The organism is Streptomyces sp. NBC_00259 (assembly GCF_036181745.1).
Taxonomy (GTDB): domain Bacteria; phylum Actinomycetota; class Actinomycetes; order Streptomycetales; family Streptomycetaceae; genus Streptomyces; species Streptomyces pratisoli.
This window is the reverse complement of sequence record NZ_CP108080.1, coordinates 2,636,908-2,650,285: the sequence shown is the minus strand read 5'-3', so window position 1 is coordinate 2,650,285 and position 13,378 is coordinate 2,636,908. Positions and strand designations below refer to the sequence as shown.

Here is a 13,378-nt window from a genome sequence, read left to right as displayed (position 1 = left end):
CCTTCCATGGGGGTCGGTCCGCATGCTCGGAGAGCCCGTGCGCAGCCGGCCGGACTCCCGCGCAACGCCGAGGGCGACGTCCGAAAGCCGCCGGAAGCGGGGCGCGGCGGCGAGGACGCTGAGGTCATGACCATCACGTACCGGCCGAGATCCATCGACACGGCGGTGCTCGAAGAGCTCCGCGACCGCGACGACGCCGACCGCCGCTGCCTGCCGTACACCGACGAGGAGGGCGGCGCCCCGCTGCGCTGCTGTCTGCGCCCCAGCGAGCCGGGGGAGCGGATCGCGCTCGTCTCGTACGCGCCGCTGCGCCGCTGGGCGGCCGCGACGGGGGCCGACCCGGGCGCCTACGACGAGCAGGGTCCCGTCTTCGTCCACGCCGAGGCGTGCGAGCGGCCACGGGACGAGCAGCGGCCACGGGACGAGCAGCAGCCACGGGACGACCAGGGGCCACGGGACGAGCAGCAGCCACGGGACGACCAGGGGTACCCCTTCGCCCGGCCCGGTGCGCAGCGCACGGCCCGTCGCTACGACGCCCGCGGCCGTATCGTCGGCGGACGAGTCCTCGATCTCGGCGACGACCCCACGGCGGTGATCGAGGCGGCCCTCGCCGAGGCGTTCGCCGATCCTTCGGTCGCACTCGTCCACATCAGGGCCGCCGAGTTCGGCTGCTTCCACTACGAGGTGCGCAGGCCCTGAGCCGGTGAGCGGCCCGGGTGCGACGAGAGGGCGGGCGCCCCGCGGCGCCCGCCCTCTCCACAGCCGGAAGGCGGCGTCAGCCGCGCAGCTCCTCGGCCACCAGCTCCGCGATCTGCACCGCGTTCAGCGCGGCACCCTTACGGAGGTTGTCGCTGGAGAGGAAGAGCGCGAGGCCGTTGTCGACGGTCTCGTCGACGCGGATGCGGCCCACGTACGAGGCGTCCTTGCCGGCGGCCTGCAGCGGGGTCGGGATGTCGGAGAGCTCCACGCCCTCCGCGTCCTTCAACAGCTCGTAGGCGCGCTCGACACCGAGCGGACGCTCGAAGCGGGCGTTGACCTGGAGGGAGTGGCCGGAGAAGACCGGGACGCGGACGCAGGTGCCGGAGACCTTCAGCTCCGGGATCTCCAGGATCTTGCGGGACTCGTTGCGGAGCTTCTGCTCCTCGTCCGTCTCGTGGGAGCCGTCGTCGACGATCGAGCCGGCGAGCGGGAGGACGTTGAAGGCGATGGGGCGCTTGTAGACGCCGGGCTCCGGGTAGACGACGGCCTCGCCGTCGTGGGTGAGCGCGGTGGCGCGGTCGGCGACGGCCTTCACCTGGCCGTCGAGCTCGGCGACGCCCGCGAGGCCCGAGCCGGACACGGCCTGGTAGGTCGTGGCGACCAGGGCGACGAGGCCCGCCTCCTGGTGGAGGGGCTTCAGGACGGGCATCGCGGCCATGGTCGTGCAGTTCGGGTTGGCGATGATGCCCTTGGGGCGGTCCTTGATCGCGTGCGGGTTGACCTCGGAGACCACCAGCGGCACCTCCGGGTCGCGGCGCCAGGCGGAGGAGTTGTCGATCACGACGGCGCCCTGGGAGGCGACCTTCTCGGCGAGCGCCCTGGAGGTCGCGCCGCCGGCCGAGAAGAGCACGATGTCCAGGCCGGAGTAGTCGGCGGTGGCGGCGTCCTCGACGGTGATCTCCCGGCCCTGCCAGTCGATCGTGGACCCCGCGGACCGGGCCGAGGCGAACAGCCGCAGCTCCTCGGCCGGGAACGTGCGCTCGGCGAGGATCTTGCGCATGACCGTGCCGACCTGTCCGGTGGCTCCGACGATTCCGACCTTCACGGGGACTCCTCCGTACGCTTGTGCAGACTGCGTGGCCTGCGTGCCTTCCATGATGCGTATGTCCCCGGCCGTTTTGTCCAATCCATTGTCCGAGGGACGGGACGCATGGGCCTTGTCACACACGAAGGGCGGGCGCCCTTGTGGACGCCCGCCCTCCTGATCAGGTCATACCGTTACGGAAGGACCTTCTCGATCACCACGCTGCCGGTGCCCGCGGTCGTGCCGCGCGCGTTCAGCAGCTGCACCTCGCCGAAGAACCGGCGGCCCTCCGGTGCCGCGGCGCTCACCAGCACCTCGGCGCCGACCTGGGCGCTCGCGCCGTTGGCCAGCGAGACGGTCTTCGACTCGTCGACCTTGACGGTGCCGAGCGCCGAGGAGAAGTACACGTCCTTGTAGTCGTACGTGGTGCCGCCGGGCGCCACCGCGTAGCCGTCGACGAGGATCGTGTACGTACCGGCGGCCGGGTTCGCCACGGAGACCGACTCCTCGGAGTCGCCGTCCGCGGACTGGCCGACGAGCTTGCCGTCCTTGATGACCGTCAGGTCCAGGTCGGCGCCCTTGTCGGAGGTGTTGCCGATGACGACGTCGAGCCGCTCGACGCCGGCGCCGACGGTGACCGTGGACACCTGGCGCTCGTCCTGGGCGATGGTCGGCGTCGCGGTCTTCGCGGAGCCGAGCGAGCCGCCCTTCAGCTTGCCCTCCAGCGCGGCCGCGTCATTGGTGACCTTCCAGTCGACCGTGGCCGGGGTGCCGATCTTCGCCTCGGGCAGGGTCTTCACGGCCGGGTCGAAGGTGGTGCCGAGCAGCGTGACGTCCAGCTTGAACGGGTTGTCCAGCAGCGGGGACGTACGGCGCGACTCGACCTCGATCTCCCAGACGCCCGGCTGCGGGTTCGCGTACGAGCGCACATCGGGACGGCAGGTGTTGGCCGGGTTGTTGTAGTTCGGGTAGCAGGCCGTGGACGCGGTGTCCTCGAAGGCCACACCGTAGGGGTGGACCGAGATGAACCGGGTCTGGCTGCCGGCGGCGAGACCGCCGAGCCCGACCTCCAGCGTCCTGGCGCCCTGCGGCACCGTCACGAAGTAGCTCTTGAAGCTGTTGCGCTGCACCGAACCCTTGGCGGTGTAGGTGTAGCCCGGCTTCACCAGCTCGTTCGAGGCGACCACGGTGGCGAGGATCTGCTTGTCGACGCCCTCGGTGCGCTCGTCGTCCGCCTCCAGGATGGCGCTGTGGACGCCCGCGGAAGCGGCCTTGGCCTGCACCTTCACGGTGACCGGCTTGTTCAGCGGCAGGTCCACCTCGTCGTCGCCGACGATACGGAACGTGCCGTCGTTGTTGCGCAGGTCCAGCTCGTGCTCGACCGGCCACTTGGGGCCGCTCGTGCGCGTGATGGTGACGTCGTACGTCTTGCGCTGGCCGGTCTTCAGACCGCCCTCGCGGTCGTAGATACCGGCACCGAAGCCCGCCTCCGGCTTCAGGAACTGGTCGAGCGCGGTGTCGACCGGTGCCTTCACCGTGTACGAGTGGGCGGTGGCGCCGTCCTCGATGGACTCCCACGCCTCGTTGATGTCGATCAGACCGGCGCCCTGCTCGTGCGCCTTCACACCGTCGATGCGCTGGGCGGTGCTGGTCAGCGCGGTGCGCAGGGTCAGCGGCGAGAGCTTGATGTGACGCTGCTTGGCGGCGGAGATGAGCAGCGCGCTCGCGCCCGCGGCCTGCGGCGAGGACATCGAGGTGCCGTTCAGCATGCCGTAGCCCGCGGGCAGGCTGTAGCCGGCCTCGGGCACCGGGGCGCCCGCCTGCCAGGTCGGGATCGTGTTGATCGCCGAGCCGGGCGCGGAGATGGTCGGCGTGAAGCCGCCGTTCTCCGTCGGGCCGCGGGAGGAGAAGTTGAACATGTTGTACGGCTTGGCGACCTGCGAGCCGTAGTTGGCGGCCCAGGTGCTGCGGGAGATCGCCGCGCCGACCGAGAGGACCTTGTTGGCCAGGCCCGGGTCGCCGATCGTGTTCACGCCGGGGCCCTCGTTGCCGGCCGAGATGACCAGCTGGACGCCGTAGGTGTCGATCAGGCGGTTGTAGAGCAGGGCGCGCGCGTTGTCGGCGTCGTCGCCGCGGTCGCTGTCGTCGTAGTTCAGCGCGGGCAGACCGCCGATGGACATGTTGACGATGTCCACGCCGCGGTTGACGACGAGGTCCCGCATGCCTTCGAGCAGCGCGATGTTGGTGCAGCCGCCGCTCCAGGTGCAGGCGCGGGACGAGACCAGCTTGGCGCCGGGCGCCGCGCCGTCCATCCGGCCGCCGAAGAGGCCGTTGGCGGCGGTGATGCCGGCGACGTGCGTGCCGTGCGAGCCCTCGATGACGCCGATGCTGACGTAGTCGGAGAACTTCCCGGCCTCGTACTCGACGTTCTTGCGGACCTCCACCACGAACGGGATGCGCTCGGCGATCTCCGTGGCCGGGTTGTCCGTGCCGAAGTACCCGACCTGGTACCCGTCCTTGTACGGCTTCATCGCGGCGTCGTTGGTGAAGTCCGCGTCGTCGTTCAGGTCGACCCGGACGGTACCGGCGGCGGGGTCGTAGAGGACGCCCCACTTGTCGGTGGTGTCGCCGTCCCGGTTCAGGTCACCGGCCATGTCGCCGCCGAGCGTCGCACGCTCCTCGAAGACGCTGAACCGGTGCTCGCCCGCGGGGGCCTTCCAGCTGCGGTCGCCCACGGTGAACACCGGGCCGGTCACGCCGGCGTCCATCCGGCGCCAGGTGCCGTCGCCGTCCTTGGCCGGGTCGGTCGCGGTGACCCAGTCGACGATCTTGCGCTCGCCGGTGGAGGTCTTCTGCAGGGCCGGGTGGCCCAGGTCGACGCCGGAGTCGAGGATGCCGATGGTCACCCCGCGGCCGTCGGCCTTCGGGTGGTCCTCGACGAACTCCACGGCGCCCGTCTCGTGGGACGGGTTGTACGGGTTCTTCGCCGGGGTCTTCTTGCCGGGCGCGGGGTACGAACCCGACTTCTGGCCGACGGAAGCGGCACCCCTGGCGCCCGCGTCCGGCCTCGGGTCGTCCAGCTTGATCTCGCGCTGGAGGTCCATGCCCTGCACGGTGGAGAGTTCACCGGCCCTGCTGAGCGCGCTCTTCGCCTTGCCGGTGGGAAGAGTGGCCCGTACGTAGCCGAGCTTGTCGTCCTTCTGGCCGACGACGGCGCCGGGTACGGAGTCGAGCTGACCGGCGACCTGTTCGGTCTGGCCGGGAGCGGTGGCGACCATCACGGTGACGGTCTTCTGGCCCTTCGCCTCGGCCTCGGCGAGGAGTTCGGCGTCCGCCCGGCCGAGCTTGTCGGCCGGTATCTCGGCGGTCTTGACCGGGCCGTTGGCTCCGGCCGGGTCGTCCGCCGCGGCAGCGGCGAAGGCGGGGGCGGCGCCGGAGGCCACCAGTGCGGCGACAAGGCCTGCAGCGGCGGCGATCCGGGCCACGCGTCTGTGCCCGGATATGGAGCCCTGGGACTCGAGGGTGGTCATCAGCATCCCTGTTTTGTGAAAGAGGGGTCCGGAAATCGGTACCGGATGACCGCTCAGCCTTTCGCAAGTGACAGGGGTTTGTGGAGAGTTGTCAGAGGCGGGATACGGCCATGGCGTACATCCGCCAGTGGCGGGACCGGTCCCATGGGGGACATAGGGGTGGATAACTGTCGATCGGGCCCGCAAAGCCGTTCAATAATGGATCACTTCGGCGTCGGGTGATCAGTCCTCGCGCGTCCTCGCGTAGTGCCGGGACGCCTTCGCGCGGTTCCCGCAGACGGCCATGGAGCACCAGCGCCGGGTTCCGTTCCGCGAGGTGTCGAAGAACCGCAGGACGCATGAGGTGTGGGCGCAGGCGCGGATCCGGTCGGGCGCGGTGCGCAGCAGTTCCAGATAGTCGCGCACGGCCGTCCAGCCGGGACCCCAGGACGGATCGGCGAATTCGGTCCTTTCGGCGGGTCCGCCGAGGGTGAGCGCGGCCCGGATGCGTCCGTGCTCCAGGACCGCGTCCGCCCGCGCCGTCGCCGCGGCGTCCCCGGGGCGGTCCATCACGGCGGCCAGGGCGTCCCGCGCGGCACGGGTCCTGACCAGAGTGGCGCCGTCGGCGGTGAAACGGCCGGCGAGAGCACTGCTCGCGAGCCAGGTCCGCAGCCCGTTCACGGAGTCGAGCAGGTCGTGTTCCTCGCCCTCGTGGATCCACCGGGTGTTGAGCAGGTCCAGGGCGAGGGGCTCGCCGACGAGCGGCCGAGGATCGGACGTGGTCATGGACGGGCTCCCGGGGTCGGCTGACCCTCAAGGCTACGGGCCGGCCGATGCCCCGGTTCCGGCCCGTTCCCGGCGGCTAACCTCGCCGCATGAACCAGCAGTTGAGGGTCGCGGCGTACGCCGTGTGCATACGGGACGGACAGATCCTGCTCGCGCGCTGGGTGGCGCGGGACGGCACGAAGCGCTGGACCCTGCCCGGCGGCGGAATGGACCACGGGGAACACCCCGTCGACACGGTCGTGCGTGAGGTCGGGGAGGAGACCGGCTACACGGCCGAGGTGACCGCTCTGCTCGGCCTCGACTCCATGACGACCCGGAAACCGCGCAAGCTCGGCCCCGGAGGGGACTTCCAGAGCCTGCGCGTCGTCTACGAAGGCCGGATCACGGGCGGTGAGCTCCGGCCCGAGCCCGACGGCTCCACCGACCTCGCCGCCTGGCACCCCCTGGACGCCGTCGCCGGGCTCGACCGGGTCGCTCTGGTCGACATCGGGCTGGAGCTGTGGCGCGAGCGGCCCGCCGTCGGGCGGGTGGACGGCGACGAGCGCACACACGGCTGAAACCCGCCCAACCCCCTGCGTACCGCTCAACTCCTCGCGTTCCGCCGGGGTCCTGTCCGCCGAGCCCAGTCGCAGAAGCTCGCAGACAGGAGAGTTCGCATGACAGTACGTCCCGTACGAACGGTCCGGACGCGTCTCGCCGTGGCGGTGGTGGCGGCAGCGATCGCCGCCGGCGCCCTCGTGACGCCGGCGGCGGCGGAACCCCGGCAGCGGACCCACCACTCCGGCTCCGGGCACGAGCGCACCCAGCAGGCGCTCGAACAGGCCGTCGAGGCGGGCTCTCCCGGAGCCCTCGCCCAGGCCGCCCGGGCCGGGCACCCGACCTGGAACGGCGAGGCCGGCGTCGCCGACCGCACGACCGGCCGGGAGCGGAAGCCCGAGGACCGCTTCCGGGTCGGCTCCATCACCAAGACCTTCGTCGCGACGGTGATCCTCCAGCTGGAGGCGGAGGGAAGACTGAGCCTGGACGACACCGTGGAGCGGTGGCTGCCGGGGCTGGTCCGCGGGAACGGCCACGACGGGCGTTCCGTCACGCTTCGCCAGCTCCTCAACCACACCAGCGGCATCTACAGCTACACGGAGGACGACGCGTTCGTGCGGAAGCTCTTCGGCGAGGGATTCTTCGAGCACCGCTACGACACCTGGGCTCCCCGCGATCTCGTGCGGACCGCCATGGGACACGAGCCGTACTTCGCCCCCGGCACGGACTGGCGGTACTCCAACACCAACTACGTCCTCGCCGGGCTGGTCATCGAGAAGGTGACCGGCCGCCCGTACGGGCAGGAGCTGGAGCGCCGGGTGCTGCGCCCACTGGGGCTGCGCGCCACGTCGTTGCCCGGTACCCGGCCGGGGATGCCGCGGCCGAGCGGGCGGGCGTATTCGGTCCTTGTGGGACCCGAGCCCGGCACCGCGATCCATGACGTCACGGAGCTGAACGCGTCAGCCGCGTGGTCCGCCGGCGAGATGATCTCCACCACCGGGGACCTCAACCGCTTCTACCGCGCCCTGCTGACCGGCAAGGTGCTGCCGAAGGGCCAGGTCAGGAAGATGACCACGACGGTTGCGATGGGCGAGGACGCGCCGGGGCTGCGGTACGGGCTCGGCCTGATGGCGCAGAAGCTGTCCTGCGGCAAGGAGGTCTGGGGGCACGGCGGAGGGATCCACGGTTCCTCCTCCGAGGCGGTGACCTCCCCGGACGGCCGTCACGCGCTCGCGCTGAACTTCAACAGCGACTGGGCGGGGGACGGCGCGGCCGTCGTCGAGGCGGAGTTCTGCCGGCCGTGACCGCTCAACGGGGCAGGACCACGACATAGGGCGCCGGCTCCCGGTCCGAGGAGGCCATCAGGGCCGTCCGGATCACCATGGCCTGCTGTACGGGGGTGTCCCGCAGCTTCCTCGGGGAGATGCGGACGACGGTGATCCCGAGCCGTTCCAGGTGCTCGCGCCGGGTGGTGTTTCCGGACAGGTCCGTGTCCAGGCCCGGGGCCCCGGCCCGGCCCCGGGCGTGGGCCGGGCGCGGGGCCCGGGTGGCGAGTTCCACGGCGACGGCCTCCTCGGGCCAGTAGGCGTCGACGCCGCCGAGGTGGGGGCCGCCGGCGAGGCGCAGGTCCACGTTCCACACCGGTTCGGGCAGTCCGTACATCCGGACGAGGTCGTACAGCCGGTCCTCGGCGACGGCCCGGCCCTCGGCGAGGAGCGAGTCGACGGCCTCCACGACGTGTGGGCGGGACAGCAGCCGTGCGCCGTTCAACTCCCCGACGATCGCGGAGGGTTCGCAGTGGCCGCCGCGCACCGCCTCGGTGAGCAGCCGGCGGACCGCGCCCGCGTCGGAGAGCCGGGCGACGGCGTCCGCCAGCGCGCGGGCCACCGGGGCGACGGGCAGGCCCGTCACCTCTTCCGGCTTCGGCATGGATTGCGTACGGATCAGCCGGGCGCAGCCGGCGGACCGCAGCCGCCGGGTACGCGGCACGAGGACGTCGATCCGGTCGAGCGCCGGCAGCGTCGGGGCGGAGCCGAACCGGTACAGCGCGAGCGCCGCGAGGCCGGTGACCATCGCCTCGCCGCTGCCGCAAGCGCCGCCTTCACCAGGGCGGGAGGCGTACTTCAGTGCGCCGTGCAGCCGCTCCTCACTGGTGGGCGGCCCCGGGTGCAGCAGGAACACCCCCGGCAGCAATTGCTGCCAGGGCCCTTCGGGCCGGCACTGCTCGGCGGCGTGGGCGGCGGTCACGCCCTGCTCGCGCAGCTGAGCGGCGGACAGCACACGCCGACGCACATCGGAGAGGTCGCTCAACGGACGGGGAGACAGAGGGGTGTTGTGGTTCATGCCTCGCCAATTCCCGCGCTGAGGCCGCCTCCTAACCGCTGTTACACGCTCGTCGACAATTCCGGACAACCCCGTCCTAAAGTACGGACGTTCGATTGCCGATCAGTTCTGCCCGACAATGCGGGCATCCCCGGCACCGTCCCCGTCACCGCCCCCGTCGCGAGGGACGGGAACGGTCACGGGGACGCGGACGGGAGAAGGCCGTCAGCCGCGGGACGCCGCCGTGTCGCAGGCCTGCGCGCGCAGGGCGCGGGCCAGGTCGTCACGGGACTCCAGGACCAGACGGCGCAGGGCCGGGGGAGCACCGGCGTGGGAGTCGAGCCAGGCGTCCGTCGCGGTGAGCGTGGCCTCGTCGTCCTGGAGGGCCGGGAAGAGGCCCCGCACCACGTCCATGCCGATCTGGATCGACCGCTCGGCCCACACCCGCTCGATCGCCGCGAAGTACTTCTCGGCGTACGGCGCGATCAGCTCCCGCTGCGACGCCTGCGTGAAGCCCGAGATCGTGGCCTCCACCAGCGCGTTGGACAGCGCCTCCGACTCCACGACCTGCGCCCACGCCTGGTCCTTGACCGCCGCCGACGGCCGCGCCGCCAGACAGCGCACCTGGTGGCGCTTGCCGGACGCGGTGTCGTCCCGCGCCAGCTCCGCGCCGATGACCGCCTCGTCCGCGAGCCCGTGCGAGGCGAGCGGCTCCAGGAACGCCCACCGCAGCTCCTGGTCCACATCGAGCCCGTCGATCTTCGCGGTGCCGTCCAGCAGCCCCTGGAGCAGCTGCAGATCCGCCTCCGTCGTGGCCGCCGTCGCGAAGAACCGCGCCCACGTCAGCTGGTGCTGACTGCCCGGCCCGGACAGCCGCAGCTCCCGCAGCGCACCCTCCGCCAGCAGCCGCCCGCCCTCCTGGCGCCATTCGGGCGCCGCGTAGTGGACGAGCGCCGTCCGTGCCCACGCGTGCACCATCTGCAGCACACCGATGTCCGACTCGCGCCCGGCGAAGTCGAGGACCAGCCCGACGAAGTCGCGCGCCGGCATGAGCGCGTCCCGTGTCAGGTTCCACAGCGCGGACCAGCACAGGGCCCTCGCCAGCGGGTCCGTCACCGAGCCGAGGTGCCCGCGCAGCGTCTCCAGCGAACCCTCGTCGAAGCGGATCTTGCAGTACGTCAGGTCGTCGTCGTTGACGAGCACCAGCGCCGGGCGCTCCTCGCCCGCCAGCTCCGTCACGACGGTCCGCACCCCGGTGACGTCCACCTCGGCGCGGGCGTAGCGCACCAGCTCGGTGCCCTCGTGCCGGTAGAGGCCCACGGCCGCCCGGTGCGGCCGGAGCGTGTCGCCGTCCTGCACGATCGCCAGCTCGGTGATCCGGTCGCCCGCGTCATAGGTGACCTGCGGCGTCAGCGAGTTGACCCCCGAGGTCTCCAGCCAGGACCGCGACCACGCCTTCATGTCGCGCCCGGAGGTCTCCTGAAGCACCGACAGCAGATCGTCGAGGCGGGTGTTGCCGTACGCGTGCCGCTTGAAGTACCGGCGGGCGCCCTCCAGGAACGCGTCCCGCCCCACGTAGGCGACGAGCTGCTTCAGCACCGACGCGCCCTTGGCGTAGGTGATCCCGTCGAAGTTGAGCTTGGCGTCCTCCAGGTCACGGATGTCGGCCGTGACGGGATGCGTGGACGGCAGCTGGTCCGCCCGGTACGCCCACGACTTGCGGTTGTTGGCGAAGGTCACCCAGCCGTTACGGAAACGCGTCGCCTCGACCAGCGAGAACGCGCCCATGAAGTCCGCGAAGGACTCCTTCAGCCACAGGTCGTCCCACCACTGCATGGTGACCAGGTCGCCGAACCACATGTGCGCCATCTCGTGCAGGATGACGTTCGCCCGCCGCTCGAACGACGCCTGCGTCACCTTGCCCCGGAAGACGAACTCCTCCCGGAAGGTGACGCATCCGGGGTTCTCCATCGCGCCGATGTTGTACTCCGGCACGAAGGCCTGGTCGTACTTCCCGAACGGGTAGGGGTAGTCGAAGTGGTCGTGGAAGAAGTCCAGGCCCTGCTTGGTGACCAGGAAGATGTCGTCCGCGTCGAAGTGCTTGGCCAGCCCCTTGCGGCACATCGCGCCGAGCGGGATCTCCAGCGTCGTCCCGTCGTCGAACGTCCGCGTGTAGAGATCGGTCTCGTAGTGGTACGGACCGGCCACGACCGCCGTGATGTACGTGGAGATCGGCCTGGTCTCCGCGAAGCGCCAGGTCTGTCCGTCGCGGGACTCCTCCGCGCCGTTGCTCCAGACGGTCCAGCCCTCCGGTGCGGCCACCTCGAAGCGGAAGGGGGCCTTCAGGTCGGGCTGTTCGAAGGTGGCGAAGACCCGGCGGGCGTCGGCCGGCTCGTACTGCGTGTACAGATACACCTCGCCGTCCTCCGGGTCGACGAAGCGGTGCATGCCCTCACCGGTCCGGCTGTACGCGCACTGCGCGTCCACCACCAGCACGTTCTCCGCCTGGAGACCGGTCAGGGCGATCCGGGCGCCGTCGAACACGTCCGTCGGGTCCAGCTCGCGGCCGTTGAGCGACACCGACGTCACGGAGGGGGCGACAAGATCGACGAAGGTGGTGTCACCCGGCGCGATACGGCGGAACCGGATCGTGGTCACCGAACGGAACGTCCGCGGCTCGACCTCGCTGCTCTCGCCGGTCGCGGAACGCAGGTCGAGGAAGACCTCGTACCCCTCGACCGACAGCAGGTCGGCCCGGCTGCGGGCCTCGTCGCGGGACAGATTCTCTCCGGGCACGTCCACTCCTTCGTGTCTCGTTCGGTCAGGACCGATCCTCGCATGCACTCGTGACCACGGGCATCGGGAATGCGTTCGGCGACCGGTGACGTTGAATCGTGGAGCGTCCGGTCACGAGGTATGAGGAGACACATGTCCGAGAACAGGACCCCCGCCGACTTCTGGTTCGACCCGCTCTGCCCCTGGGCGTGGATGACCTCCCGCTGGATGCTGGAGGTGGAGAAGGTCCGCCCGGTGGAGGTGCGCTGGCACGTCATGAGCCTGGCCGTGCTCAACGAGGACAGGATGGACGAACTCCCCGAGGAGTACCGCGAGGGGATGAAGCAGGCCTGGGGCCCGGTCCGTGTCGTCATCGCCGCGCAGCAGAAGCACGGGGACGAGGTCGTCGGCCCGCTCTACACCGCCCTCGGCACCCGCATCCACAACGAGGGGCGCGGCGTGACGCCCGAGGTGATCCTGGAAGCCCTGGACGCGGTGGGTCTCCCGGCGGAGCTCGCGGACCACGCGGAGTCGGACACGTTCGACGCCGAGCTGCGCGCCTCCCACGAGGAGGGCATCTCCAAGGTCGGCCAGGAGGTCGGCACGCCCGTCATCGCCGTGCCCGGGTCGGACGGCGAGCAGATCGCCTTCTTCGGTCCGGTCGTCACCCCCGCGCCCAAGGGCGAGGCGGCGGCGAAGCTGTGGGACGGCACGCTGATGGTGGCGTCGATCCCCGGCTTCTACGAGATCAAGCGCACGCGGACGAAGGGCCCCGACTTCTCCTGAGGCCGTGGTCCCGTAGCCGCCGCGTGCTACGGAAGGACCCCCGCGAGTCACGTCCTCGCGGGGGTCCTTCTTCTTTCCGCCTGCGGGTGAAGGTTGAGAAGACGATCACGAGCAGGACGACTTCGCGACCGGCCGGGAGCCGTGCGTCACGGGGTGATGAGCGGCGTGCGCCCCTTGGCCTGCGCGTAACGCTTCGCCACGTCCTGCCAGTTGACGACGCCCCACATGGCGTCGATGAAGTCCACCTTCTGGTTCTTGTACTGCAGGTAGAAGGCGTGCTCCCAGGCGTCGAAGACGAGGATCGGCACCGAGCCCTGGCCGACGTTGCCCTGGTGGTCGTAGACCTGCTCGACGATCAGCCGGCCGCTGACCGGCTCGTAGGCGAGGACGCCCCAGCCGGAGCCCTGGGTGGTCGCGGCGGCCTTCGACAGCTGAGTGCGGAACCTGGCGAACGAGCCGAAGGACTCCGTGATCGCATCCGCCAGCTCGCCGACACCGTCCGCGGCCAGCGGCTCGCCGCCGCCGCCCTCCTTCGGCGCCGTCATGTTGTGCCAGTAGATGCTGTGCAGGATGTGGCCGGAGAGATGGAACGCGAGGTTCTTCTCCAGACCGTTGATCGAGCCCCAGGCTTCCTTGTCACGCGCCTCGTCGAGCTGCTCGAGGGTGTCGTTGGCGCCCTTGACGTAGGCGGCGTGGTGCTTGTCATGGTGCAGCTCGATGATCTCCGGGTTGATCACCGGCTCCAGCGCCGCGTAGTCGTACGGAAGTTCAGGAAGCGTGTACATGGCCATGTCCGAGCCCTCCGACTGCTTATTGCAAACCTTGTGCAACTGCAGGCTAGCAGCAGGAGGGTCGGGAACTTGATCAGCCTTTCGCCCTA

General features: G+C 70.7%; 10 protein-coding genes. 4 read left to right on the top strand and 6 right to left on the bottom strand.

Going from position 1 to position 13,378, the window contains the following annotated elements:
• The first annotated feature begins 126 nt into the window (after nt 1-126).
• On the top strand, nt 127-699 hold the full coding sequence (locus tag OG766_RS11885) for a DUF1203 domain-containing protein (protein ID WP_266374190.1): 573 nt from the start codon (nt 127-129) through the stop codon (nt 697-699).
• A gap of 76 nt (nt 700-775) precedes the next feature.
• Here the strand turns inward: OG766_RS11885 and OG766_RS11880 are convergent, their stop codons facing one another.
• From OG766_RS11880 to OG766_RS11870, 3 genes are all read right to left on the bottom strand, one after another.
• Nucleotides 776-1,804, bottom strand: a complete 1,029-nt coding sequence (locus OG766_RS11880; RefSeq protein WP_266374192.1) for an aspartate-semialdehyde dehydrogenase — start codon at nt 1,802-1,804, stop codon at nt 776-778.
• Nucleotides 1,805-1,977: 173 nt separating this feature from the next.
• The gene (locus tag OG766_RS11875; protein ID WP_266374193.1) at nt 1,978-5,313 is read right to left on the bottom strand and encodes a S8 family serine peptidase; all 3,336 of its coding nucleotides are present in this window, start codon (nt 5,311-5,313) and stop codon (nt 1,978-1,980) included.
• 222 nt (nt 5,314-5,535) lie between these two features.
• Nucleotides 5,536-6,078, bottom strand: coding sequence for a CGNR zinc finger domain-containing protein (locus tag OG766_RS11870; protein ID WP_266374194.1), 543 nt, complete (start codon nt 6,076-6,078; stop codon nt 5,536-5,538).
• Between the two features lie 89 nt (nt 6,079-6,167).
• Between OG766_RS11870 and OG766_RS11865 the strand changes: the two genes are divergently transcribed.
• Complete coding sequence (locus OG766_RS11865; protein WP_266374195.1) at nt 6,168-6,635, top strand: NUDIX hydrolase; 468 nt, start codon at nt 6,168-6,170, stop codon at nt 6,633-6,635.
• A 99-nt stretch (nt 6,636-6,734) separates the two neighbouring features.
• On the top strand, nt 6,735-7,919 hold the full coding sequence (locus OG766_RS11860; RefSeq protein ID WP_328725259.1) for a serine hydrolase domain-containing protein: 1,185 nt from the start codon (nt 6,735-6,737) through the stop codon (nt 7,917-7,919).
• Between the two features lie 4 nt (nt 7,920-7,923).
• Here OG766_RS11860 and OG766_RS11855 read toward each other — a convergent pair whose 3' ends face one another.
• The gene (locus OG766_RS11855; protein WP_266374198.1) at nt 7,924-8,958 is read right to left on the bottom strand and encodes a hypothetical protein; all 1,035 of its coding nucleotides are present in this window, start codon (nt 8,956-8,958) and stop codon (nt 7,924-7,926) included.
• 204 nt (nt 8,959-9,162) lie between these two features.
• Nucleotides 9,163-11,733 carry an aminopeptidase N gene (pepN, locus tag OG766_RS11850; RefSeq protein WP_328725257.1) on the bottom strand — a complete coding sequence of 857 codons (2,571 nt, stop codon included), beginning with the start codon at nt 11,731-11,733 and terminating at the stop codon, nt 9,163-9,165.
• A 132-nt stretch (nt 11,734-11,865) separates the two neighbouring features.
• On the opposite strand from pepN, the gene OG766_RS11845 reads away from it, so the two are divergent.
• Nucleotides 11,866-12,498: a DsbA family oxidoreductase gene (locus tag OG766_RS11845; protein WP_266374200.1), complete on the top strand. Its 633-nt coding sequence runs from the start codon at nt 11,866-11,868 to the stop codon at nt 12,496-12,498.
• A gap of 146 nt (nt 12,499-12,644) precedes the next feature.
• On the opposite strand, the gene OG766_RS11840 is transcribed toward OG766_RS11845, so the two are convergent.
• On the bottom strand, nt 12,645-13,289 hold the full coding sequence (locus tag OG766_RS11840) for a superoxide dismutase (protein ID WP_266377984.1): 645 nt from the start codon (nt 13,287-13,289) through the stop codon (nt 12,645-12,647).
• Nucleotides 13,290-13,378: the final 89 nt, after the last annotated feature.